The organism is Parasphingorhabdus sp. (assembly GCF_048269915.1).
Classification (GTDB): Bacteria; Pseudomonadota; Alphaproteobacteria; order Sphingomonadales; family Sphingomonadaceae; genus Parasphingorhabdus.
The window spans coordinates 117234-141233 of sequence record NZ_JBLWTY010000004.1 but is presented as its reverse complement, the minus strand read 5'-3'; the positions used below and the strand labels follow the sequence as shown (position 1 = coordinate 141233).

The following is a 24000-nucleotide window of genomic DNA, read 5'->3' as shown; positions in this document are numbered from 1 at the left end:
TAGGCCTCGCGCATGAACCATCCTGAAATCATCCTATTCCTCGCCCGCGCCGACAACGGCGTGATCGGCGATGGCGACACCATACCCTGGCGCCTGCCGGAAGATCAGCGGCGCTTCAAGCGCATGACCATGGGCAAACCGATGATCATGGGCCGCAAGACATTTGACAGCCTGCCCGGCATGTTGCCCGGGCGGCGCCATATCGTGCTGACCCGGGACAAGCATTGGGAAGCCGATGGGGTGGAGATCGTACACACCGTTGATCAAGCGCTGAAAAAGGCCAATGCTCCGCATATCGCGGTGATTGGCGGAGCGGAAATTTACAAGGCCGTTCTGGAAAGGGCGGACCGGATCGAACTCACCGAAGTGCATATAAAACCGAAAGGCGACATCAAGATGAAGCCGTTTGACAAAGCCCTTTGGGAAGAAACCGCGCGCGAGGATCACGATGCGAAAAACGGACAGCCCGGCTACAGCTTCGTAACCCTGATACGAAAAACACCATGAAAAAAATATTGCTGACGCTCCTCAGCCTGATCGGGATATCGCTTGCGGGATTTCTGATTTTCGGTCCGGCCTGGTTCGAGAAGCAGACCAATATGGTCGATGGCAAGCCGCTACCCGAAATCCGCGCGGACGCCCAGAAACTGCACGACAGCCTGATGATCGTCGATCTGCACGGCGACACTTTGCTTTGGAAACGCAAGATCACGGACAGCGCCGACTATGGCCATATCGATCTCAACCGGTTGCAGAAGGGGAATGTGGGCCTGCAGATTTTTTCCAGCGTGACCAAGACACCCAAAGGCCAGAATTACGACAGCAACAGCGCCGACACGGACAATATCACCTTGCTGGCCATGGCTCAGTTGCAGCCGGTGCGAACCTGGTTCTCGCTGCTCGAACGGCAGCTGTATCACGCGCAGAAACTGGACCGGGCCGTCGAACAATCCGGCAGTGCGATGCATTCGGTGCGCACCCCGGCACATCTTGATCGACTCGCCAGCGCACGCGCAGGGCAGGACAAGCCGATAGGCGTATTATTCTCCGCCGAGGGTCTGCAGACGCTGGAAGGTAAGCGCGCCAATCTGAAAAAACTTTATGCTTCCGGCATGCGGATGGCGGGGCTGGTGCATTTTTTCGACAATGAACTGGCCGGATCAATGCATGGCATTGAAAAAGCCGGTCTCACCGATTTCGGTCGTAATATCGTTCGCGACATGGAGGCGATGGGCATGATCGTCGATATCGCCCATTCGAGCCACGCGACCGTAGCCGACATTCTCAAAATGGCGCGGCGGCCGGTGGTTTCCAGCCATGGCGGCGTGCAGGCGGTGTGTGGAGTCAATCGCAACCTGACCGACGAAGAGATTAAGGGTGTTGCCGCAACCGGCGGCGTCATCGGCCTGGGTTACTGGGACGGCGCAATGTGCGACACCGATCCGGCGACCGTGGCCAAAGCAGCGAAACATGTCCGCGATCTGGTCGGCATCGAGCATGTCGCGCTGGGCAGCGATTTTGACGGCGCGGTGACCACGCGCTTTGACACCAGCGGCGTTGTCCAGATCACCCAGGCGCTAATGGACGCCGGCTTTAGCGAGGCGGAAATTCGGGCGGTGATGGGGCTGAACGCACTGCGGGTGATCAAGGCGGGGCTGGTGCCGATGAAGGATCTTCCGCAAGAAGCGGTTGAACCAGCCACTAGCACGACGGCAACTTGATCAGCCTTCAAGGGTCCATCCATCCAAATTGTCATTCCGGGGCCTAGAAATGCTTGAAAAACAGTATGTTTTTCATCAGCATATCTTGGAACCCGGAATCCACCTCTCGTCTGAACAGCCTGACACTGGATTCCGGACAGCTAGATTTCCTAACCAAATCATAGATTTGGAAGAAATCTGCTTCCGGAATGACAATTTGTAGCTAATGAACATCCCATGCAACGACTAAACGGAAAAGACCGGATCGAAGGCGACCTGCGCGGTGCGATCATCGCGCTGGGTAATTTTGACGGCTTTCATTTCGGCCACCAGGCGGTCGCGGGCAAGGCGCTGCGCTGGGCGCGGGAAGAAGGCCGACCGGCGATCATCGCGACTTTTGATCCGCATCCGGTACGTTTTTTCAAACCCGATGTCGCCCCCTTCCGCCTGACCAGTCTCGATCAGCGCCAGCGGCTGTTCGCCGACGCCGGGGCGAGCGCGATGCTGGTTTTCGAATTTGACGGTGGGCTTGCGGCAACCACGGCAGAGGATTTTATCGCCAAGCTGCTGGTCGAACGCTTTGGTGCGGCGGGCGTGGTTACCGGCGCGGATTTCACCTTTGGCAAGGGGGCCAAGGGCAATATCGATATGCTGCGCGAGGTCGGTGCGGCGCACGACCTGAAGACCGAGGCGGTGCGGGCGATCAGCGACAGCGACGATATCATCTCCTCGAGCCGCATCCGAAGGGCGCTGAAAGACGGCGATTGCGAAGAAGCGAACCGCCTGCTGACCCGTCCGTTTGCGATTCAGGGCGAGGTCATCCACGGTGACAAGAACGGACGGGAATTTGGCTATCCCACCGCCAATATAGACATGGGCCACTATCTGCGCCCGAAATATGGCATTTACGCGGTCAAGGGCCGCCTGCCCGATGGCCGGGTGCTGAACGGCGCGGCCAGCCTGGGCGTCCGCCCGATGTTCGACCCGCCGAAGGAATTGCTCGAACCCCATTTCTTCGATTTTGCCGAGGAAATCTACGGCCAGACCATTGAAGTTGAGCTACACCATTTCCTGCGCGGCGAAGAGAAATTTGACGATCTCGAGGCGCTCAAAGTGCAGATGGACAAGGATTGCACCAAGGCGAAAGAGTTGTTGGCATGAGTATATCGGTTCGTGGTGAGTCTGGCTGCCGTTAGCCCTGAGCCTGTCCAACGCCCCCTCAAGACCATAAGCGCCCTTCGACAAGCTCAGGGCCAACGGATGAGGAAAAAATTCCTCATATCGCACTGCAAAAACCATGCTTGCACACGCTCGCAACCTCCCCTAATCCCCGCGATCATGACCGATCCCAAAGCAGATTATAAAGACACGGTTTTCCTGCCGAAAACCGATTTCCCGATGAAAGCCGGCCTTGCCCAAAAGGAACCGGCGATACTGGAGCGCTGGCAGAAGATCGGTCTCTATGAAAAGCTGCGCGCAGCCCGCGCCGGGCGCGAGAAATTCATCCTTCACGATGGCCCGCCTTATGCCAATGGCAATATCCATATCGGCCACAGCCTCAACAAGACGCTGAAGGATCTGGTTGTCCGCTCGCAGAGCCTGCTCGGCAAGGACGCGCCTTATGTACCGGGCTGGGATTGTCACGGCCTGCCGATCGAGTGGAAGATCGAGGAACAATATCGCAAGAAAAAGCGCAACAAGGACGAGGTTCCGGCCAGCGAATTCCGCGCCGAATGCCGCGCCTATGCCGACCAATGGGTGGGTGTGCAGCGCGAGGAATTCAAGCGGCTCGGCGTGATGGGCGAGTGGGACAAGCCCTATCTGACGATGGACTATGACGCCGAAGCGGCGATTGTCACCGAATTGCTGAAATTTGCCGAAGCCGGCCAGCTCTATCGCGGCGCCAAGCCGGTGATGTGGTCGCCGGTCGAGAAAACTGCGTTGGCCGAGGCCGAGGTGGAATATGAGGATATTGTCTCGACGCAGATTGATGTGGCGTTCGAGATTGTTGATGCGCCCAATGCGCCGGAACTGGTTGGCGCGCATGCCGTAATCTGGACGACGACGCCCTGGACGATACCGGTTAATCAAGCGTTGGCTTATGGGGCGGATGTTGAATATGTGTTGATTGAAACAGTTAGTACTGGAATAGTCGGCTGGGGTGATCAGAGTGCCGCTGCAGATGCCAACCCCGGTCGGAAGTTGTTTAATTGTAAGTTTCTTGTTGCCGCTGCCCTCAAAGAGGCTTTTGACCAACGTATCGCGGATCATTTAACGCGTTTACTCCAAGACACAGAAATTGATGTGACAGCACACTACCGGACGCTAGAATTGGCGCGCTTCAAAGGCTCCCAACTCGCCGGTGCCACCGCCAAACACCCGATGGCCGACAAATTCCCGGACAGCGAATTCTACACCAAGCCGCGGCCGTTTCTCGATGGCTCAAGCTTCGTCACCACCGATGCGGGTACCGGTCTGGTCCATATGGCGCCCGATCACGGCGAGGATGATTTCGATCTGTGCAAGAAAAACGGTATCAATCCGGTGTTCGCGGTCGATGCCGACGGCGTCTATCGCGACGACTGGGAATGGCTGCCGCGTGGCGACGATCGTGCCGGCGGGGTGATCAACAAGAATTTCAACGGTCCGGAAGGCCCGATCTGTTCGGACCTGCGCGAAGCGGGTGCCCTGCTCTCGGCGAGCGCCGATTTCAAGCATAGCTATCCGCACAGCTGGCGCTCGAAAGCGAAGATCATTTACCGCTGCACGCCGCAATGGTTTGTACCGATGGACAGACCTCTTCCTCAGGGCATCTCGACTTCGCTCGATGCGAACGGGAATGGGGGCGCAACAACTCCGTTCGTGTCGAGCGAAGTCGAGACACAGGTTGGCCAAGCCGTTAGTGGTGAGCCTGTCGAACCACGCCTCTCGGACGAGAAGCGCCCTTCGACAAGCTCAGGGCTAACGGATTCGGCCACCCTCCGCGATGTCGCGCTCGACGAGATCCGCAACAAGGTCCGCTTCGTGCCGGAACGTGGGCGGCGCCGTCTGGAATCGATGGTCGAGGGTCGCCCCGACTGGGTGCTGTCGCGCCAGCGCGCCTGGGGCGTGCCGATCGCGCTTTATGTCAACCGCAAGAGCGGCGAATATCTCAATGATCCGGCGGTCAACGCGCGGATCATCGCAGCGTTCAAGACCGGCGGAGCCGATGCCTGGTTCAATGCCAATCACCAGGATTTTCTCGGCAACGACCATCAGCTCGATGATTATGAAGTGATCACCGATATTCTCGATGTCTGGTTCGACAGCGGCTGCACCCATGCCTTTGTCCTAGAAAGCGGCAAATGGCCGGAGCAGCGCAGCCCGGCGGACCTCTATCTGGAAGGCAGCGACCAGCATCGCGGCTGGTTCCAGTCGAGCCTGCTGGAGTCCTGCGGCACAAGAGGCCGCGCGCCCTACAAGGCGGTGCTGACCCACGGGATGACGCTGGACAAGAACGGCAAGAAAATGTCGAAGTCGCTCGGCAACACGCTCGATCCGAAGAAGATCATCGACGTGCAGGGCGCGGATATCTTGCGGCTGTGGGCGGCGAGCGTCGATTTTACCGAGGATCACCGGATCGGCGATGAAATCCTGAAAGGGGTTTCGGACAGCTACCGCAAATTGCGCAATACGTTCCGCTATATGCTCGGCGGGCTGGGTGATTTCACCGATGCCGAGCGGGTTGCCGTGGCCGACATGCCGGAGCTGGAACGCTATATCCTGCACCGGCTTGCCGAAGTGGACGCGGAGCTGAAGAGCCATGTGAATGATTTTGCCTTCGGTCCCTATATGCGGACATTGAACGCCTTTGCGCAGGAAGACCTGAGCGCCTTCTTCTTCGATATCCGCAAGGATTGCCTCTATTGCGATGCACAGGACGATCCCAAGCGCATGGCCTACCGGACGGTGATGGATATATTGTTCCACGCATTGACGCGCTATATTGCGCCAGTGCTGGTGTTTACCGCCGAGGAAATCTGGCAGAGCCGGTTCCCGGATGAGGAAGACAGTATTCATCTGAAGGAATGGCCTGAGGTTGATGCCGGTTGGACGGACGCTGATCTCGCCGGGAAATGGCAGAAAATTCGCGATGCCCGTGAAAAAGTCACCGAAGCCATCGAACCATTGCGGCGTGAGAAAACCATTCGCTCCAGTCTGGAAGCCGAGGTTGTCTTCCCGATGGCCGATCTGCCGATCAGCACCGAAGAATTTGCCGAACTGGCGATTGTCGCGGATGTCACCGATGGCGAAGCCATTAGCGTGACCAAGACCGAAAATCACAAATGCGGTCGCTGCTGGCGTTTGCTTCCCGAGGTGGAAGAAGACGGCGCGCTTTGTGAGCGTTGTGCGGAGGTATTGGCGTGAACGCCTCTCGGTTCGTCTCGAGCGACGTCGAGAGACGCGTTGCGCCCTACCCATGTGCCTCGACTACGCTCGACACGAACGGAATTTGATATGACTGATAGTGCACAAATCAAGAAATACCGGCGCGCCGGTCTGATCATTGCCTTTATGATCTTCGCCCTCGATCAGGCATCGAAATTTGTCATCATGGAAACTCTCCAGCTGCCGTCCAGAGGCCAGATCGAGCTGATCCCGTTTTTCAATCTGACCTGGGCGGAAAATTACGGAGTTTCGATGGGATTCCTCACCGCCTCCAGCGATTTTCAGCGCTGGGCGCTGGTCACGCTGACCGCCCTGATTGGTGTTGCCGTCTTTGTCTGGATGAACCGCGAAACCGCGAAATGGGACATTATCGCACTCAGCATGGTCCTCGGCGGAGCGATGGGCAATATCGTCGATCGTGCGCGGCTCGGCTATGTCGCGGATTTTGCCGACCTGCATGTCGGTGACTTCCGTCCGTTCCTGATTTTCAACCTCGCCGACGCCTGTATCAGCATCGGTGTGGTGATCCTGCTTGCGCGGGCGCTGCTTATCCGCGAAAAGAAGGACGAGACAAAAAACAGCGTTCAGCTTGAGGAAAGTTGACCTGTGACAGGAGCGCGCTATCAGGCTTCACAAGAGATTTTTGAGGGATAATATCATGCGTAAATCCACCGTCGCCATCAGCCTTGTTTCGCTGGCCAGCCTGACGGCCTGTGGTTCCACCGGCCTGTTTGACCGTGAACGGCCCGATGAATTTGCCGTATCACGCCAGCCACCGCTGGTGATCCCGCCCGATTTCACGCTGACCCCGCCCCAGCCGGGCCAGCCTCGTCCGCAAACCGGCGGTTTGCAGCAGCAGACTCTGGAAGCTTTGTTCGGCGGTCCGCAAGCGCGTAGCGTGACAGAATCGGCCGTGGTCGGTCAGGCGGGTGACGCCGACGCCGGAATTCGTTCCTCGGTTGGTGATCCGGAAACCTTCACCGTCGACAAGGGCAGCGTGACCCGCGACATCATCGCCGCACCGGAAGGCGACGGCCAGAACGCACAGGCGTCAACGCCGGAATAGTTGCTCCCCTGCGCAGGCAGGGGTCCATCTCGTGAAATTTTGCTTATAATATTTGGTTGGAGTGCAAAAGCGCTCGAGCCTGCAGCGCACGATACTAGCCACCCCAATGTGCAGACGATAGTTCGGGAGATGGGCCCCGGCCTTCGCCGGGGCACCGGGCCCTAATGTCTAAAATGGCGCATGCCGGTGAACAGCATGGCCAGGCCCGCTTCGTCCGCTGCTGCAATCACTTCATCATCACGGATTGAACCGCCGGGCTGGATCACGGCCGTGGCGCCCGCCTCGACTGCCGCCAGCAGGCCGTCGGCGAAGGGGAAGAAGGCGTCGGAGGCGACCGCAGACCCGATGGTGCGGGCCTCGCTCCAGCCCGCTTTTTCCGCCGCATCCCTGGCTTTCCACGCCGCGATGCGCGCCGATTCGAGGCGGTTCATCTGGCCTGCGCCGACACCGGCTGTTGACCCGCCCTTGGCGTAGACAATGGCGTTGGATTTGACATGTTTGGCGACCGTCCAGGCGAACAGACAATCGGCCATTTCCTGCTCGCTCGGCTGGCGCCTGGTGACGCATTTCAGATCAGCCTGGGCGATCTGGCCATTGTCGCGGGTTTGCAGCAGATAGCCCCCGGCAATATTTTTCATATTCATGCCCGTGCGCGCTGGATCAGGCAGTTCGCCGGTGAGCAGCAAACGGAGATTCTTCTTCTTGGCGAAAATCGCCCTGGCTTCCTCATCCGCATCGGGTGCGCAGACGACTTCGGTGAAAATACCGGTCATCGCTTCCGCCGCCGCACCGTCAAGCGGGCGGTTGACCGCGATGATACCGCCGAAGGCCGAGACGCTGTCGCAAGCGAGAGCGGCCTTATAGGCATCGAGGATATTGTCAGCGCTCGCGACACCGCAGGGATTGGCATGCTTGACGATCACCACCGTCGGCGGACCATCGCGAAATTCGCTGACCAGTTCGAGCGCGGCGTCGGCGTCGTTATAATTATTATAGCTGAGCGCCTTGCCCTGCAGCTGCTCGGCCTGCGCAATGCCTCTGGCGGACGGGCCGTCGGGCAGATAGAGCGCGGCGCTTTGATGCGGATTCTCGCCATAGCGCAGTTCGACCGGACGGCTCATGGTGATCGGCAGCGTATCGGGGAACATCTTGCCCTGATCGGCGAAACCGAACCACTGGGCGATCATGCTGTCATAACGGGCGGTCGCGGCAAAGGCTTTTGCGGCCATATTCTTGCGGAAGGCCAAAGATGTGCCGCCGTCATTCTGCTGCAGCTCGGCCAGCAATGTCGCATAGTCCGACGGATCGGTGACGATGGTGACGAAATCGTGATTCTTCGCCGCGCTGCGAACCATCGACGGGCCGCCGATGTCGATATTCTCGATAATCTCGGGGCGCTCCGCACCCTTGGCGACGGTCTGGGCAAAGGGATAGAGATTGACGATCACCAGATCGATTCCGGCAATATCATGTTCTTCCATCGATGCGACATGGCCGGCATCATCGCGGCGCGCCAGCAGGCCGCCGTGAACCTTGGGGTGCAGGGTCTTGACCCGGCCATCCATCATTTCGGGGAAATTGGTGACATCGCTGATATCGGCAACTTCAAGGCCGGCTTCACGCAGCGCACTGGCCGTGCCGCCAGTCGAGATCAGCGCGACGCCCATGGCCGCCAGCTGCTTGCCGAGATCGGCCAGGCCGCTCTTGTCCGAAACCGACAAAAGCGCGCGTTTAATTTTGATATTTTCCGTCATTTCTACCCCATATGTTTGAGCAGCCAGCCGGTTGCTCCACCGCCGCTGCCCACTGTTCCGTTGATCACCATCTGCTTGACCTCATGGGCTATGCCCATGCCGTCCACCCAAACGCTTTCCTCCAGTTGAATTTCTCCGCTGGTCGAGCGGAATTGCCACAAATTACCGTCTTCCAGCCGCAGCAGCACGCCCTTGCCTTCCGAAATCAGGTCGCTTTCGATATCCGGACCGAGATGGAACCGCAACGCATAGGCGAAATCATCCTTGCGGCGCCGGCGCTTCTTGCCATCGGGAACCAGCATATCCTCGCCGCGCAGTTCGAGACCGTCCGACCGCATCAGCAGCAAGCGTTTGTGGATCAGGCCAAAGCGGCGGGCATAGCCGTCATGACTGGCCTCCAGCCTCGTGGCATTTTCGACATCGCGGCGGAACAGCTCGACTTCGCTAACCCCGCGCCCGAGCTTGCCGTCGGCCAGGATCGAGGTGCTGTTGCTGTCGGCAATGCACAATGTGCTGTGCGCGGCGGTGGTTCGCAGGCCCCGCGCAAGCGTCGCCGGTATTGTTGCCCCGACCAGTCCTGCCCCGCCACAATTGCTGATAATCCGGCAATCACCATTGGAAAATTCAAAGGCCAGGGTGGACGCGCAACCGGCAACCGCCATCCGCGCAATCGGCGGTGGTGCGGCGTCAAGGATGAGCACCGAGCGACCGGATGACACCCGCTGATAGCCCCAGTCGCGGGCCTGTCGCAGTGGCCGGGCACGTACGCCGCTGGCCTCTACCACTTGCGCCACCTGTTCGGCAGAAGTGGCGCCGCTGCCCTGCCAGTTACCCAGCGTCCCGTCAAAATGGGTGAGCGCAGTCAGCGGCGGAACCGCTTTGTTAAGCGCTTCTTCGAGAAATGCCGGTGGATCTTCCTTGCGCGCCAGATAGACTTGTTTCAACATCGACAGCAGGATTACTGCATCCATCTGGGTTAGCGGGGACCGGGAAACCGAGCCGCCATCGACGAAGAAAAATTCGCCCATTGCCTTTTCCAGTCCCGCTTCGCCGACGATCTGGCGCACCCGCCCTTCGGGGAGCAGCAAGGAGGCCGCAACCACGCCGCTCCACGCCACCAGCCGACCGAGGCTGCTATCCGCCTTGTCCGCCGTCCGGTCGAGATGGCGAGCGGTGCGCGCGATATTGTTGAGCAGCTTTGAACGATAAATCAGGTCTCGGGAAGAGAGGATCAGTGGTGCATGGCTGGCCCAGATCAGCAACCGCCAGCCACAATTATCGGGCCGCCATGCCGGCTGGCGAATATTCCCGCCATTGGCATCCAGCCACTGACTCATCAGCTTTTCCGCGACCGGCACCGCCTGATCGCGCGACGCGGCGGTATCGAGATCGCGCAGCCACTGAAAGCGATGGACATAATCTTCAAATTGCGGCGGCAGTTTGAGGTTGGCAAAATCGATATTTTCATGCTTTTTCTTGAGACCGCGGAATAGGAAATATCCCGCACGGACCGCCATGCCCTGGGTCCGGTCACCATCGACCGGATCAACCGGCACGGCGAGCAGGCGCAGGGGCAATTTGCCGGACAGGCGGAGCCTATGCATCGGCATCCGCCATGTCATCCGGTAATAAAGCATTGTCGCCTGCTCGGCGAGCGACTGACCGCGGTTCCGGTCGTGGCGCAGGGTCAGACTACGGCCTTCGCCTATGCTATCATTCTCGTCATGGGTCGCCGGATCGTCCGGGTCACCGTCGCCCAACTCAAGCCGGTCGGATTGTCCGCTGCTCATTCACCCCTCAGGCCGCGGATATTGGCGGCATAGTGATCCGGTCCGCCCCGGAAGGTCGCAGTCCCCGCCACCAGAGTATCAGCACCGGCGGCAATGGCTTTCGGTGCTGTATTCAGATCAATACCGCCATCCACTTCCAGACGAATATCCTTGCCGGTTGCGGTAATCCGCTTCCGGATCGCCTCGATCTTGCGCAACTGGCTGTCGATGAAGCTCTGCCCGCCAAAGCCCGGGTTGACGCTCATCACCAGAATCAGGTCGAGATCGTCGATCAGATAGTCGAGTATGTCGAGCGGAGTCCCCGGATTGAGCACCAGGCCTGCCTGCTTGCCGAGCGACTGGATGGTCTGCACCGTGCGGTGCGGATGCGGGCCGGCTTCCGGATGGAAGGAAATGATATCGGCACCGGCCTCGGCAAAATCCTCGAGAAACTGGTCGACCGGCGAGATCATCAGATGGACATCAAACGGCTTGGCGCTGTGCGGCCGCAGCGCCTTGACCACCGCTGGCCCGATCGTGATATTGGGGACGAAATGGCCATCCATCACGTCGACATGGACCCAGTCGCAACCGGCCTTGTCTATGGCCTGAACCTCTTCGCCCAAGCGGGCAAAATCGGCGGAAAGGATGGAGGGGGCGATACGGATGCTGTCGGACATGGCAATTCCTTGAAACTGCGCCCGGCTGTAGGATTTTTGAACGGCGCAAGCAAGGCGCTATTCTGCTGTTGCCACAGTCCCTTGTGGACAGTTTGGGGACAGGTTCACAAGATATGGGAAATCAGCTTTTCCGGCGCAATCGCGCGATGAAAAATCCGTCGACATGGCCCTGTTCGGCAAGCATATCCGGCAAGGTCCGGACGCAGCCGGAGTCGGTCGGCGCTATGCCGGTGGGCAATTCATCAGCACGAACCGGATCAATCGCAAATTCCTCGTGGCGCTCAAGAAAGGCATCGATCTGCTCCTCGCCTTCTTCCGGCTCGAGCGAACAGACCGCATAGACCAGGGTCCCGCCGGGCTTCACCCAGGCCGCGGTGCGGTCGAGCAGCGCGCGCTGCACTTCCGCGCGATCCTCGATCTGGCGAGAGCCGATACAGTGCAGCACATCGGGGTGACGGCGGTAGATGCCGGTGGCGCTGCACGGCGCGTCGAGCAGGACAGCATCGGCGGGTTCTTCAGGCTGCCACTGCATCAGGTCGGCAATCACTTCTTCGGCCTGCAATTTGGTGCGTTCGAGATTGTCCTGAAACCGCTCCATTCTTTTGGCGCTGTTATCGACGGAGACGGTTTTCCAGCCGGCGCTGGCCAGCTGCATGGTCTTGCCACCGGGGGCTGCGCAAAGGTCGAGGACGGTGCGCCCGTCGCCCTCACCGAGCAGCCGTGCGGGAATCGAGGCGGCCAGATCCTGTACCCAGAACTGGCCTTCATCAAAGCCGTCCAACCCGGTAACTGGAAGATTTGGAAGCATCCTGAGATGTTTCGGGGCGAGCCGGGTCCCATCCAGCGTTCCGACATTGTCAGCCTTGAAACTGAGGTCGAGCGGCGCGGGCCTGGCCCATGCCTGACTCGCGGCATTGGCGACGTCCTCGCCCCAGTTACTGGTCCAGCGATCGAGCGTTTCGCCCGGAATTTCGGGATATTCGGGCAATTTCAATTCACCCGATTCGACGCCGCGCATCACGGTCGAGAAGACACCGTGCACCAGCCGGCGCGGGCCACCGTGAACCAGCGGCAGAGCGGTAGAAATCGCGGCATGCTGCGGCGTGTCGAGGATCAGCACCTGCGCCAGCGCGATGCGCAGCGCCATCCGCGCCTTGGCATCATCGGCCAGCCGGTTGCGGGTCGCGCTGTCGATCATCGCATCGAGCGCGCCCATCCAGCGCAGCACATTGGCGGCAATATTATGGGCCAGCGACTTGTCCGACGGATTGGACAGCTTTCCGGTTGCGGCCGGCATCGCCTGATCCAGCGTCTCGCCGCGCCGGCAGACCGCGTCGAGCAGGCGCAAGGCGGACTGGCGCGTCGCGAGTCCGGGGATGGCTTTGTTGGGCTGGTTCATTTTTATTCCGCGATGATTTGGCTTGGAGAACCCGGATGGTTCGCTCTGTTGGACCGCATAGACCTTCCGGCGTTTTGATCAAGCTTTTGGATGGAATGGGGTTGGGATGAAAAGCAAATATTCCGGATGCAGGAGTTGCTGGTCAGCTACGCCCCGAACTCGCGCATTAGAATATGGTCTGCAGTCCATTTTCATCGGAAATTTGGCCGCATTCGTATGGCCCTTCATCGCTAAAAATGCGGAGGATGTCGCCGCCATCGAAGGCAAGTATAAGACGAAATGGTTCGACTTCCAGCATCAGGACTTTCTGACCGATCAAATGGTGCAAAAATATGGGATCGAGACGACTCTCATCGGTGTTGTGCCTCCGAACCGTCCCCGTCTTGTCTATATGCTCAAGGTTCCCCTCAACGGCGATGTGAGCTGATTCGAAATTCAATTGGATCTGCCACTTTCCGAGGCAAATCTGGTTGAGTTCTGTTCCGACGAGGAACTGGAGGTCGGAGGCCTCTGGAAACGGGTGCATCCAGTTTATATCATCAATAAGTGCAGTATAGTCAATGTCCGCTATCCACCTAGTTGGCGTCACCAAAAATAGCTAAAGCTAAATTTAGCTTTCGGGATAAAGTGGGCATGAATTTCAGGGCACAAATTTTGAACGTCCGCCTTCTTCAGCGCAGTCCAATAATCCGCGTAAAATTCGGCTGATCACCACAAGCAGTGACTCCAGCCGAAGCACATTTGAAGTAACCCTACCTTGTCGGATCCAGCGCACTCCGTTTGCGCAGGCCGCTCATGTCGCCGACCTCGTCGGGCCGGTCGGACCAGCCGCCGGAACCGCCGCCGTGCGCGATGGCCTCCAGCGCGGCGATCCGGTCTTCGGTGGCGGGGTGGGTGGAGAACATCTGGCGGACTCCGCCCGGCACGATATAGAGCTGCGCCGCCGCCGGGTTGCGCTCGGCCACGGGGTTGGGGATGCGCTGCGCCTGGCCGGAAATCTTGGCGAGTGCGGAGGCCAGCGACAGGGGCTTGCCACTGATCTGCGCGGCGGCGGCATCGGCGCCAAATTCGCGGGTGCGGCTGATCGCCATCTGCACGATCATCGCGGCAAAGGGTGCAATCAGCACCGCCATGATGCCAGCAATCCCGGCGTTGCGGTCGCGAAAAAACATGCCGAAATTGGCGAGCATCGAGACGGCACCGGCGATGGTCGCGACCATCGTCATGATCAATGTATCACGGTTTTTCACATGGCCGAGTTCATGGGCCATCACGCCCTCGATCTCGTCATGGCTGAGCATTTCGAGCAGACCCGTCGTTGCGGCCACCGCCGAGTGCTCGGGATCGCGGCCGGTGGCAAAGGCGTTGGGCTGGGGCTGGTCGACAATATAGACCTTTGGCATCGGCAGCTGCGCGCGCTGTGCCAGGTTTCTGACCATATTGTAAAATTCGGGATGGCTGGACGCGTCCACCTCCACCGCCTTGTGCATTTTCAGGACGATCTTGTCGGCATTCCAGTAGGTGAACAGGTTCATGCCCGCGGCGATCACAAGCGCAAAAATCGCACCGCCACTGCCCCCGAGCGAATAGCCCAGGACCATGAACAGCGCCGTCAGCGCCGCCAGCAGCATGGTTGTTTTCATAAAGTTCATCGCTCGCGCTCGCTTGATTAAGATCCTACTATCTTCAATATAGGCACTGAAACATCAGGATTCAATTTGGCGGATGAGCAAAACATGACCGAAAATAACAGAAAACCCGGTGAACGGCCCGCACATATCAAGCCGCCCGCGCATCTTTCCCGGAACAAGCCGGTACCGCAACCAGATCCGCTGGAAAAAGCGGAAGAGATTGCGGAGCAGAACGGGCCGACCCGCTATGGCGACTGGGAGCATAAGGGTATCGCGGTGGATTTCTGATGCTCCGGGACCGTGCCAAGAAAATATCCCCGAGCAAGGCATCATGCCGAGCCGGAGCGATTATATGAACGACGACAAGCGGGGCACGCCTGACAGAGAAACCGTAGCGCCGGAAAACCGCAATACACCGACGGCCGCCGCACCGACCGCTGCTGCCGAAGCGGGACAAATTGATATAAGTTTCTCATCAGGACTGGCTGAGTTTCTGGCCGCACAGGATATCGCGATCGGTTTCACCTCTTACCAGACCGGTCGGCTCTATCTGATCGGCCACGGCCCGAACAGCAAACTCGCACTGCACGAAGCAGTCTATCCGCAGGCAATGGGCGTAGCCGGCGACGCCAGTCGTGTCTATCTGGGCACGCTCACCCAGATCGTGCGAATGGAAAATGTACTCGGTCCAGGCCAGACGGCCAATCAGGTACATGACAGAGTCTATGTGCCGCGCAACCTGCAGACCACCGGCAATGTCGATATTCACGAACTGGGTATCCGGGCCAATGGCAGGATCGTCTTCGTCAATACCCGTCACAATTGCCTGTGCGAGCCCAGTCTGACGCATAGTTTCAAACCGGTCTGGAAACCGGCCTTTATCAGTGAAATCGTGGCGGAAGACCGCTGTCATCTCAATGGTCTGGCGATGGTAGATGGGCAGCCGAAATATGTCAGCGCCATATCCCGCTCAAACGTCGCCAATGGCTGGCGCAATCACCGGCAGGACGGCGGTGTGATCATCGATGTAGAAAATAACGCGATCATCGCCGAGGGCCTGTCGATGCCGCATAGTCCACGCTTTCATGATGGCCGGGTCTGGATATTGAACTCGGGAACCGGCGAACTGGGCTGGGTCGATTCCGGTGGCGGTGACTTTGTGCCGCTGGCCTTCTTCCCCGGCTTCTTGCGTGGACTGGCCTTTCACAATGATCATGCCTTTGTAACTCTGTCGAAACCCCGGCAGGGGCATTTCGAGGGACTGGCGCTGGATGACCGGCTGAAAGAAAAAGAAAAAGAGAGCGAAGCCTGGTGTGGCATCCAGATTGCGGCCCTGTCCAATGGCGAGCCCGCCCATTGGCTGCGCTTCGATGGTGCGATTACTGAATTGTTCGACATCTGTGTCCTGCCGGGCGTCAAAAATCCGATCACTCTGGGACCAAATTCCGTGGAGATCAGGGATTTTCTGACGATCGAAACGCCAGACTGGTGATTTTCCGTTTCGACCGCTGCGGAAGGTCCAGAAATTCGGCTATCGCGTCAGCAGCCGCCCGCTGCGCTGGAGATTTGCGGTCATTCCTATCGAACGAATAAGCGAAGGCCCGGGTCTGGTCTGGGCCTGTCGATATGAAACCGGTAGCGGCGCGACTTCGGCCAATGTCGTCCCGAGATCTGCGATATCATCGAGCACGGGGCCAAATGTCCAAGGTTCATAATTGGGATTGCCCTGCCATCGCCTGTCCCTGCGCGCCCACGCTGTTGAACTGCCGATCGCAGAAGCGGCGATTGACGTCGACAAGCCGAGCGACCTTGCACTGGTGATCGGGATTCTGGAGCAGAGAAAAAGCAAGGCCGGCAGACCCGTCAACATTTCGGTCGCAACCAAAATCCAAACCATTCTCGGTCGCTCTCGACGGGAAACCCGGGGCTTGACCTTTCGCACCGGTTTGCGAATTTATCAATGTCCAGAAAAACTGGAGCGGGCGAAGAGATTCGAACTCTCGACCCCAACCTTGGCAAGGTTGTGCTCTACCCCTGAGCTACGCCCGCTCGGCGGCTGTGACATGGGTATCGTCATCAGCAGATTGAGGCGCGCGGTTAGCATGGGTTTTTATACCCCGCAAGCCCCAATCAACCCCTAGTTCACTACAAATGCAAAAATATGCTTGGCATTGGTGGGCTGCTCCCCACATAAAGCGCACAAGATGAACGATTTGAGCGCGATTACGGGCCTTTGGCCCGCGCCGTAACAGGAGCATGATGTGGCAACAGCAGGACTGACAGTCGAAGAACAAAAAGCGGTGGAAGCTTTTCAGCAAACGGTGGTGGCACCGAGCATGGACAAGCTCGTCATTCTCGATTTCTGGGCAGAATGGTGCGGCCCATGCAAGGCACTGACGCCGCTGCTGGAAAAGGTCGCGGCACAATATGCCGACAGGGGCGTTGTTCTGGCAAAGATCAATGTCGACGAAAATAAATTTATCGCGGCGCAATTTCAGGTTCAGTCAATCCCGACGGTCTATGCGATTTTTCAGGGCAAGCCGGTTGCCGATCTCACCAGCGCCCGTTCCGAAAGTCAGCTGACCGGAGCGCTGGACCAGTTGCTCGAAAAGCTGCCGGTTGGCGGCGGAGCAGCGCCGGAACAGGATATCGCGCCTTTGCTCGCGATGGGCGAGGAAGTACTGGGTGAAGGCGATGCCGAGCGAGCTGCCGGGATTTTCGCGCAGATTGCCGACATGGCACCGGATAATGTCGAGGCGGTGGGCGGACTGATTCGCGCGCTGGTTGCGGCTGACCATATAGAGCAGGCGGAAGCGGCACTTGCCGGATTGCCGGAAGAGTTGCGTAACGACCCCGCAATCGAGCGGGCGCAGACAACTTTGCAACTCGCCAAAGACAAGCCTGATGCCGGCGCATTGGCAGCGCTCGAAGCCGCCGTAGCCGCCGATGCCAAAGACCATCAGGCGCGATTCGATCTTGCCAGCGCGCTTATCGCCATGGGCGACCATGACGCTGCCGCCGAGCATTTGCTGACCATCATCGCGGCGGACAAGGAGTGGAACGACGGCGCGGCACGTCAAAAATTGCTGTCTTTATTCGAAATGGTTGGCCTCGAGGACGAATGGGTCGCCGCCACCCGCCGCAAGCTTAGCGCGTTGCTGTTCGGATGAGCGAAACCAAGAGACTCTCAATTTTCCCGTTGGCCGGTGCGTTGCTTTTTCCCGGCATGCATCTGCCGCTCCATATATTCGAGGATCGCTATCGCGCATTGATCAACGATGCGATGGCACGCGACCGGCAGATCGGGATGATCCAACCCAAGGAAGCGGGCAATCACCCAGCTCTGTTCGATATCGGCTGCCTCGGCAAGATCATCGATATCGAGGCGCTCGACGACGGCCGCTTCAACGTTGTCCTGGAAGGCGTGGCCCGTTTCCGCATCATCGAGGAAATCGACGCGTCCACCGCATTTCGACAAGTGCGGGCCGAGATAGAAGGCGAACAGGAAATCGACGAAGTGCTGGCCAGCGCCGAGCGCGCTGCGCTCGAAATAGAGTCGCGAAAATTTGCCGAGCTGCAGGGCTATCAGGTTGACTGGGACAGTATCGGTCGGCTCGACGATATGGCCTTCGTCAATGGTATCGCACAAATTGCGCCATTTGATGCAGCATCGAAACAGGCTTTGCTGGAAGTGGACGGCCTTGCCAATCGCGCGGAACTGATCATCCAGCTGCTGCAGTTTTTTGGCCGGCAAGATGGCGACGATGACCGGATTACCCTGCAATGAGCGAGGCAATGAGGGACGAAAAAGCGTCCATTGATCCGGAACTGCTGAAAATATTGATATGCCCGATGACGCGGACCGCCCTTGTCCATGATCCCGAAGCCCAAGAGCTGATCAGCGAGGCTGCAGGCCTCGCCTATCCGATACGGGACGGCATTCCCGTCATGTTGATCGAAGAAGCGCGCAGATTATAGCTTGGCGTAATGGCTACGACATAGATAGCGCTGCTATCAGTTGAACATTTCCGTGCCAGAATCCTGCTGGTCAGCTTGTGCGACAACCTCCCCGAGCGGACCGGCTCCAGCACTGTTAACCTCGACCATACTGCCGGGAGCCAGCAAAATCGCCAAGACAAATGCGGTACCGATGGAACCCCAGGTCACAAGATTACCCAGAAGCAACTCTTTATCCCGCTGGCTCAGGTTTTTCTTTTCCGGTGTCGACATGACTTTTTCAAACTCTACTTTACTACTTTACTACTTTACTACATTACTCAATGCGCCCGCGATCCTCTTCCACGATCACCCAAACACGGTGTATCGGAACCATCGGGCGTACCAGACACAACGAGACAAATTTTAGAAAACTTGTCTCGGACGCCGCCTTCATTTTCGGGTCAATCCAATTACGGGAGAAGAGGATCGACCCGAAAATGACTGTCTAAAGAAGCAGATCGCATTCGATCGCTTCTCTAGGATCGGCCAGAAAAACCATTGTGGCAAATTGAGTATTGACCAGAATACCCCGTTCACTTCACCAATGATTGTTCAAAGAAGCGGACTTGAATTCAGGGGGACCAGAACCGTCGTACCACTGTTCCGAATCAACCATTGTCAAGGCCTTCCTGCCGAACGACGACTGTTATGAACCAAGCGGCTGGCGGTCTCGAGTTTCAACCCGTGTCAACCGGCGAGAATGGGGTAACAAGTTAATATTACCCCTCTTTGAAGAGCCAAAAACCTACCATTCCAAGGGAAATATTGGATATTTTCATTAACTTTTTGTAGCGGTAACATTCGATTTAACCCCAGGATAGCACGCCAAAATATGGATTTTACAAGTGAAACTTGCGCCCGGGTACAGTTTATCGAGTCGATCTTTTTTGCCAAATCGACATCCCTGACTTATGCCCTTTTGATGACCAGAATGGCTTCCGACAATCTGAACAAAAATGGAGAAGCAGCCCTTCCCCTATGTTCGCAGAACCATAACAGGAAACCTGTTGTCGGCGAAATCGGAACAGCACCCGATATGAACGGCGAAAGGCTGCGATCGGTACGACCAGAACAGCGGGTAATGATCGGCAAGATCATGGGGCAACTGCTGGCCGCCCAAATACCGATCATCGGCGATCGCCAGGGCTGGGTCGGCCATCAAAAACGGTCATATGTTGAACGACTTTTACACCTGATTTGCGTCCACTTCACATCGGTCGCGCCTCAGTGTCTGAGAGGATAAGATAATGGAAACATCAGACGACATGGAGCAGCGGGCAAAAATGCTCCGCGCGGAAACCGAAACTCTCCTGCAATCACCAGATTTTATCCGCTCTCCCGTCATGTCGCAGCTCTTGCGCTATCTGGTCGAAGAAGCAATTTCCAATCCGAACAATCCACCGAAAGCCTATCAGGTCGCAGTGGATGGGCTCGGACGTACCGATGATTTTGACGTCCAGACCGACAGCTATCCTCGTGTTCAGGTGGGCCGGCTGCGCAAGATGCTGGCCGCCTATTATGCCGCACGCGGCACTGCCGAAAGGTTGCGTATTCCCATCGGTCATTATGCGGTCGAGTTGCAGACGGGTGGTATCACGGCGGAAGGAAAAACGGGCAGCGCTACACCAATTGACGACGGCCTTTTTCTCTCGCTACCAGCGGAAAAGGGCCTGAAACGGTGGTTGAGCCATCGACCCGCGACCTACGGACTGGCCGCTTTGGTCTTTCTCGGTGCAGTCGGTCTGCTTTGGTTTCTCAATAGCGACAGACAGGATATTTTCAGCACAGCAAATGCCTCTGACTATATTTTGCCTCCCAAAATTTATATCGAGCGCCCCCAACGGGCACAAATGGGACCAGACAAAGAGAAAACCAACGAACTCGAGCTTTTTTTCGAAGACGCCTTTGCCAGTTCGTCGCAGGTGCGGTTAGCGGTCGCGGACAGACCAGGGGGTGCGTTCGAAGAAACAGACGGAGAGAATGCCTATTTGTTCAAAAGCGAATTGGTCGCGGGCCAGACGGGACCGAGAGTCAAATTTTCTTTAACGTCACTGATGCAGGACGAGAACATATGGTCATCGATAGTCACCCTGCCAGATTCGCCCGATGACTATCCCGAGAAGCTTGGCCCCCTTGCCGGACGTATAGCGAGTATTTACGGGGTAATTTCTACCGACCAGCGCAAACATCTGCCCGATGATGCAATGATCGGCTATGCCTGTCTCCTTCGATTTGAGAATTATCGGTCCCATCGCGAACCCGACTTGCTGTCAGTAGTTGAATCCTGCATTGAAAAATCGCTGGCGGCCGACCCTCTGGACAGCCGGATTCTTGCCGCCGCCTCGTTCATGGCTTATTTGCGGGAAGAGGCGACCGGCAGAAAACCCGATCCCAAGGCAGGGTTTCAATTCGCACGCCGCGCGATGGTTCTTGGCAGAGAGGATGCATCAGCCAATTTCGCTCTCGCCAGGTCCAGCTTCTTCAACGGCAATTGCGCGCGCGGGAAGGAATTCGCAGAAAAAGCAGTCGAACTGGCCCCATATGAAGCAACCGTCCAGGCCCAGACCGGCGCTTATCTGTTTGGCTGTAACGATCCCGATGCGACCAAATATCTGAGACGCGCTATCGCGTTGGACCCCCGTGGCTCCATCGTTGCAGAAACAGCGCTCGTGCTGAGTTTGCTGGAAGAAGGCAAGAACAGGGAAGCTCTGGAATTTGCCGAAAAAATCGTCCCGTCGAGCACCGGTGTCGGTCCATATTATGACATTGCGATGGCCGCGGTTTATGCGAGCAACAGCCGGAACGAAGAATCTCAAACATCATGGGACCGGCTCGTCGAACTATATGGGAAGGAAAATGATGAAAGCGCCGAGCAATTGCTCAATCGTCTGATCATCAATCCCGATCTGGCCGATCGTGTTTTCGTGCTGCTTTCGCAAACTGGTGTAATCAGCGACGAACAAGCCCGCAAATAGCTCAGAAACTCGCGTTCAGCCCGTCGACCACAAATTGCACCGCCAGCGCGCCCAGAAGCACACCGAGTACCCTGGTAATGACGGCTTCCACCTTGTTGCCGAGGACTCGCATCAGCGGCCCTGCGGCAAGCAATCCGATCAATGTCAACAACAGTACCGAGCCCAGCGCAGCGAGAATGACAAGCGCGTTGTCAATGCCATCATGCTGGGACGTCAACAGCATCACCGCAGCAATTGAACCCGGTCCGGCGATCATTGGCATAGCCATGGGAAAGATCGACACATCCTCGATCTCGGGATGCTCGATAATTTCCTGTGCCCGGTCCTCGCGCCGTTCGGTGCGTTTCTCGAACACCATTTCCAGAGCGATCAGGAAAAGCATGATGCCGCCGGCGATCCGGAAACTGTCGAGGCTGATTCCCAGCGCACCAAGCATCTGTTCGCCGAACAGCGCAAAGACCAGCAAAATGATCGCGGCGACCATGATCGCGCGAATAGCCATCACCCGGCGATCGCGCGGCGGCGCGCTGCTGGTCAGGCTGGCATAGATGGGCGCGCAACCGGGCGGATCAATCACGACAAAAAAGGTGATGAAGGCAGAGATGAAAAGTTCGATCATTTCGTTGGCGCGGCAACCCGATATTCATGAACCCGCCGGAAACCGCCGTCATCTTCCGCCAGATCGACAGAGACAATGCGTGCGCCATCTGCCGCAAAAGCCGCGCTCCAGATCAGGCTGCCGTCAGTCGAGGCCGCAGTCTTGCCCTTCTCCGTCTGTCCCGTTGGCGCAGAGCGATCCGGAATCCCAGCTTTGCAAGAGGCAACTTCCGTCTCGATAAAATCGGGTTCTGCAAGCGGCGTGGCCAGCGGCTGGCCATCATCGAATATCCATTTCCACTCGACCTCCTTATCGGGCCGGCGTGTGCCAAAATCCTGCTGCTGCCAGATGGTGGTGAAATGACCGGTTCCGCCGCTGGCACTTTGCCAGGCGCCGGTCGAAACACCCATGCTGCCGTCGCAGGACATGAATATTTTATGAGGCTGCCAATCGACCGCTTGTGAAGGATCGGCCTTGCCTTTCAGCCATTGTTGCGCATTGACCAGATCAGGCGTGAACATGATCGCATCATCAGCCGCCGTTTCGCGAAAGGCGGACCACTGGCCCTTTTCCTGTGCCAGACGGGCAAAGGATAATTCTGCTTTGACGATGGCGCTGGGATTGGCGACCGGCTTGCCGCGAGCGCGATTAAAATGATCGCGATCGCTTGGGCGTCCCCCACCGCCGGCACAGCTCGAAAGCATCAGCGCGATTCCGATAGCGGCAAACAGGCGCATTACAGACCCTCCGGTTTCTCCAGTCCGGCGCGCGCGGATGCGGCGACCAGCGTATTGCGCAATAGCACCGCAATGGTCATCGGGCCAACCCCTCCCGGGACCGGGGTAATCGCCCGGACATGGTCGAGCGCTTCGGCAGTGGCGACATCGCCGACCAGACGGCCCTTGTCCTTGCCCGGTTCCGGGGCGAGCCGGTTGATACCGACATCGATCACGACGGCACCGTCTTTCAGCCAGTCCCCCTTGACCATCTCGGCGCGGCCAACGGCGGCGACAACAATATCGGCGCGGCGGACCACATCGGGCAGGTTGCGCGTGCGGCTATGCGCCATGGTAACGGTGCAATTTTCACCGAGCAGCAGCTGCGCCATCGGCTTGCCGACCAATATCGAGCGGCCGACCACGACAGCATCAAGACCGCTCAGATCGCCCAACGTATCTTTCAGCAGCATCAGGCTGCCGAGCGGGGTGCAAGGGATCAGCGCTTCTTCGCCATTGGCCAGCCGGCCGGCGTTGATAACGTGCAGACCGTCAACATCCTTGTCCGGATCGATCGCCATGACCACAGCTTTTTCGTCGAGACCTTCTGGCAGAGGCAATTGCACCAATATTCCGTCGACGGTCTCATCGGCGTTCAGCTGCTCGACCAGCGCTATCAGGTCTTCCTGCGCGACATCGGCGGGTAGCCGGTGTTCGAAACTTTCCATGCCGGCGGCAATGGTCGCCTTGTGCTTGGAGGCGACATAGACCTGGCTGGCAGGATCTTCGCCGACCAGAACCACGGCCAGACCGGGCGCGCGGCCGGTTTGCTTTTGAAAGGCAGGTACCGCAGCCTTGATCCGTTCACGCAGGCTAGCGGCAAACGCCTTGCCGTCGATAATCTGCGCTGTTGTCAACTCAGGAGGGCCTGCGCGAGAGGTGGCAAAATAGCGTCTTGCAGGATGATGATACCGATGATGACGACCATCGGGGTCAAGTCAATCTGACCGAAATCCGGCATGATCTTGCGGATCGGCCGATAAATTGGTGCAGTGAGGGCATCAAGCGTGGTCCAGATGGCGCGGACAATATCATTTTGCAGGTTGATCACGTTGAAAGCGAGTAGCCAGCTCATGATGGCCTGCACAATGATGACGGTGATAGCCACGTTGAGCAGGATTGCGATAATCTGAAGAATTGCGAATGCCATGGACGGACCCTTTATCGATATTCTGGGATAGCGGCTAGAGGTTTGTCGCCAATAGCGCCAGAAATTTACTGTACC

General features: G+C 57.9%; 25 protein-coding genes and 1 tRNA gene. 14 read left to right on the top strand and 12 right to left on the bottom strand.

Translation table 11 applies throughout. The features are described 5' to 3' along the window. Positions 1–12: 12 nt before the first annotated feature. From ACN0WX_RS12000 to ACN0WX_RS11975, 6 genes are all read left to right on the top strand, one after another. Positions 13–507 (top strand): dihydrofolate reductase, encoded by a 495-nt coding sequence (locus tag ACN0WX_RS12000; protein ID WP_417622563.1) that lies wholly within the window; start codon positions 13–15, stop codon positions 505–507. Further along, on the top strand, positions 504–1721 hold the full coding sequence (locus ACN0WX_RS11995; protein ID WP_417622562.1) for a dipeptidase: 1218 nt from the start codon (positions 504–506) through the stop codon (positions 1719–1721). The genes ACN0WX_RS12000 and ACN0WX_RS11995 overlap by 4 nt, the downstream gene beginning before the upstream one ends. Positions 1722–1937: 216 nt before the next feature. Further along, the gene (locus ACN0WX_RS11990) at positions 1938–2861 is read left to right on the top strand and encodes a bifunctional riboflavin kinase/FAD synthetase (RefSeq protein WP_417622561.1); all 924 of its coding nucleotides are present in this window, start codon (positions 1938–1940) and stop codon (positions 2859–2861) included. Positions 2862–3038: 177 nt separating this feature from the next. Then, positions 3039–6107 (top strand): isoleucine--tRNA ligase, encoded by a 3069-nt coding sequence (locus ACN0WX_RS11985; protein WP_417622560.1) that lies wholly within the window; start codon positions 3039–3041, stop codon positions 6105–6107. Between the two features lie 90 nt (positions 6108–6197). Continuing rightward, the gene (gene lspA / locus ACN0WX_RS11980) at positions 6198–6731 is read left to right on the top strand and encodes a signal peptidase II (RefSeq protein ID WP_417622559.1); all 534 of its coding nucleotides are present in this window, start codon (positions 6198–6200) and stop codon (positions 6729–6731) included. A 55-nt stretch (positions 6732–6786) separates the two neighbouring features. Further along, the gene (locus ACN0WX_RS11975) at positions 6787–7194 is read left to right on the top strand and encodes a DUF3035 domain-containing protein (RefSeq protein WP_417622558.1); all 408 of its coding nucleotides are present in this window, start codon (positions 6787–6789) and stop codon (positions 7192–7194) included. A 161-nt stretch (positions 7195–7355) separates the two neighbouring features. Here the strand turns inward: ACN0WX_RS11975 and purH are convergent, their stop codons facing one another. The 4 genes from purH to ACN0WX_RS11955 form a co-directional block, all read right to left on the bottom strand. Beyond that, complete coding sequence (purH, locus tag ACN0WX_RS11970; RefSeq protein WP_417622557.1) at positions 7356–8948, bottom strand: bifunctional phosphoribosylaminoimidazolecarboxamide formyltransferase/IMP cyclohydrolase; 1593 nt, start codon at positions 8946–8948, stop codon at positions 7356–7358. 2 nt (positions 8949–8950) lie between these two features. Beyond that, positions 8951–10738 (bottom strand): heparinase II/III family protein, encoded by a 1788-nt coding sequence (locus tag ACN0WX_RS11965; RefSeq protein WP_417622556.1) that lies wholly within the window; start codon positions 10736–10738, stop codon positions 8951–8953. Next, positions 10735–11397: a ribulose-phosphate 3-epimerase gene (gene rpe / locus ACN0WX_RS11960; RefSeq protein ID WP_417622555.1), complete on the bottom strand. Its 663-nt coding sequence runs from the start codon at positions 11395–11397 to the stop codon at positions 10735–10737. Before rpe ends, ACN0WX_RS11965 begins: the two co-directional genes overlap by 4 nt. A 121-nt stretch (positions 11398–11518) precedes the next feature. Then, positions 11519–12796 (bottom strand): RsmB/NOP family class I SAM-dependent RNA methyltransferase, encoded by a 1278-nt coding sequence (locus ACN0WX_RS11955; RefSeq protein WP_417622554.1) that lies wholly within the window; start codon positions 12794–12796, stop codon positions 11519–11521. Positions 12797–12902: 106 nt separating this feature from the next. On the opposite strand from ACN0WX_RS11955, the gene ACN0WX_RS11950 reads away from it, so the two are divergent. Further along, positions 12903–13223 carry a hypothetical protein gene (locus ACN0WX_RS11950; RefSeq protein WP_417622553.1) on the top strand — a complete coding sequence of 107 codons (321 nt, stop codon included), beginning with the start codon at positions 12903–12905 and terminating at the stop codon, positions 13221–13223. A gap of 325 nt (positions 13224–13548) precedes the next feature. On the opposite strand, the gene htpX is transcribed toward ACN0WX_RS11950, so the two are convergent. After that, positions 13549–14448, bottom strand: a complete 900-nt coding sequence (htpX, locus tag ACN0WX_RS11945; RefSeq protein ID WP_417622552.1) for a zinc metalloprotease HtpX — start codon at positions 14446–14448, stop codon at positions 13549–13551. An 84-nt stretch (positions 14449–14532) separates the two neighbouring features. Here htpX and ACN0WX_RS11940 point away from each other — a divergent pair, with 84 nt between their 5' ends. Next, on the top strand, positions 14533–14715 hold the full coding sequence (locus ACN0WX_RS11940) for a DUF1674 domain-containing protein (RefSeq protein ID WP_417622551.1): 183 nt from the start codon (positions 14533–14535) through the stop codon (positions 14713–14715). A gap of 64 nt (positions 14716–14779) precedes the next feature. Next, on the top strand, positions 14780–15919 hold the full coding sequence (locus tag ACN0WX_RS11935; RefSeq protein ID WP_417622550.1) for a TIGR03032 family protein: 1140 nt from the start codon (positions 14780–14782) through the stop codon (positions 15917–15919). Positions 15920–15958: 39 nt separating this feature from the next. Here ACN0WX_RS11935 and ACN0WX_RS11930 read toward each other — a convergent pair whose 3' ends face one another. Both ACN0WX_RS11930 and ACN0WX_RS11925 read right to left on the bottom strand, forming a co-directional pair. Continuing rightward, entirely contained in the window at positions 15959–16324 is a 366-nt protein-coding gene (locus ACN0WX_RS11930) for a hypothetical protein (protein ID WP_417622549.1), read from the bottom strand. Positions 16325–16401: 77 nt separating this feature from the next. Then, positions 16402–16476 (bottom strand) — tRNA-Gly (locus ACN0WX_RS11925). Positions 16477–16688: 212 nt separating this feature from the next. Here ACN0WX_RS11925 and ACN0WX_RS11920 point away from each other — a divergent pair. Genes ACN0WX_RS11920 through ACN0WX_RS11910 form a run of 3 tightly spaced genes read left to right on the top strand, consistent with a single transcriptional unit; the run spans position 16689 to position 18405 of the window. Next, positions 16689–17597: a tetratricopeptide repeat protein gene (locus ACN0WX_RS11920; protein ID WP_417622548.1), complete on the top strand. Its 909-nt coding sequence runs from the start codon at positions 16689–16691 to the stop codon at positions 17595–17597. Further along, positions 17594–18214 (top strand): LON peptidase substrate-binding domain-containing protein, encoded by a 621-nt coding sequence (locus ACN0WX_RS11915; RefSeq protein ID WP_417622547.1) that lies wholly within the window; start codon positions 17594–17596, stop codon positions 18212–18214. Before ACN0WX_RS11920 ends, ACN0WX_RS11915 begins: the two co-directional genes overlap by 4 nt. A gap of 8 nt (positions 18215–18222) precedes the next feature. Beyond that, positions 18223–18405, top strand: coding sequence for a Trm112 family protein (locus tag ACN0WX_RS11910; protein ID WP_417622546.1), 183 nt, complete (start codon positions 18223–18225; stop codon positions 18403–18405). A 36-nt stretch (positions 18406–18441) separates the two neighbouring features. Here the strand turns inward: ACN0WX_RS11910 and ACN0WX_RS11905 are convergent, their stop codons facing one another. Beyond that, positions 18442–18657 (bottom strand): hypothetical protein, encoded by a 216-nt coding sequence (locus ACN0WX_RS11905; RefSeq protein ID WP_417622545.1) that lies wholly within the window; start codon positions 18655–18657, stop codon positions 18442–18444. 601 nt (positions 18658–19258) lie between these two features. On the opposite strand from ACN0WX_RS11905, the gene ACN0WX_RS11900 reads away from it, so the two are divergent. Beyond that, a complete protein-coding gene (locus ACN0WX_RS11900) occupies positions 19259–19669 on the top strand; it encodes a hypothetical protein (RefSeq protein ID WP_417622544.1) in 411 nt (136 codons plus the stop codon). A 4-nt stretch (positions 19670–19673) separates the two neighbouring features. After that, on the top strand, positions 19674–21401 hold the full coding sequence (locus ACN0WX_RS11895) for a tetratricopeptide repeat protein (RefSeq protein WP_417622543.1): 1728 nt from the start codon (positions 19674–19676) through the stop codon (positions 21399–21401). 1 nt (position 21402) lies between these two features. Here ACN0WX_RS11895 and ACN0WX_RS11890 read toward each other — a convergent pair whose 3' ends face one another. The 4 genes from ACN0WX_RS11890 to ACN0WX_RS11875 are packed head-to-tail and all read right to left on the bottom strand — an operon-like array spanning position 21403 to position 23925. Continuing rightward, positions 21403–22020, bottom strand: a complete 618-nt coding sequence (locus ACN0WX_RS11890) for a MarC family protein (protein WP_417622542.1) — start codon at positions 22018–22020, stop codon at positions 21403–21405. Continuing rightward, entirely contained in the window at positions 22017–22736 is a 720-nt protein-coding gene (locus tag ACN0WX_RS11885) for a hypothetical protein (RefSeq protein ID WP_417622541.1), read from the bottom strand. The genes ACN0WX_RS11890 and ACN0WX_RS11885 overlap by 4 nt, the downstream gene beginning before the upstream one ends. Then, positions 22736–23632 carry a bifunctional methylenetetrahydrofolate dehydrogenase/methenyltetrahydrofolate cyclohydrolase FolD gene (gene folD, locus ACN0WX_RS11880; protein WP_417622540.1) on the bottom strand — a complete coding sequence of 299 codons (897 nt, stop codon included), beginning with the start codon at positions 23630–23632 and terminating at the stop codon, positions 22736–22738. The genes ACN0WX_RS11885 and folD overlap by 1 nt, the downstream gene beginning before the upstream one ends. Further along, a complete protein-coding gene (locus tag ACN0WX_RS11875) occupies positions 23629–23925 on the bottom strand; it encodes a YggT family protein (RefSeq protein ID WP_417622539.1) in 297 nt (98 codons plus the stop codon). Before ACN0WX_RS11875 ends, folD begins: the two co-directional genes overlap by 4 nt. Positions 23926–24000 lie beyond the last annotated feature (75 nt).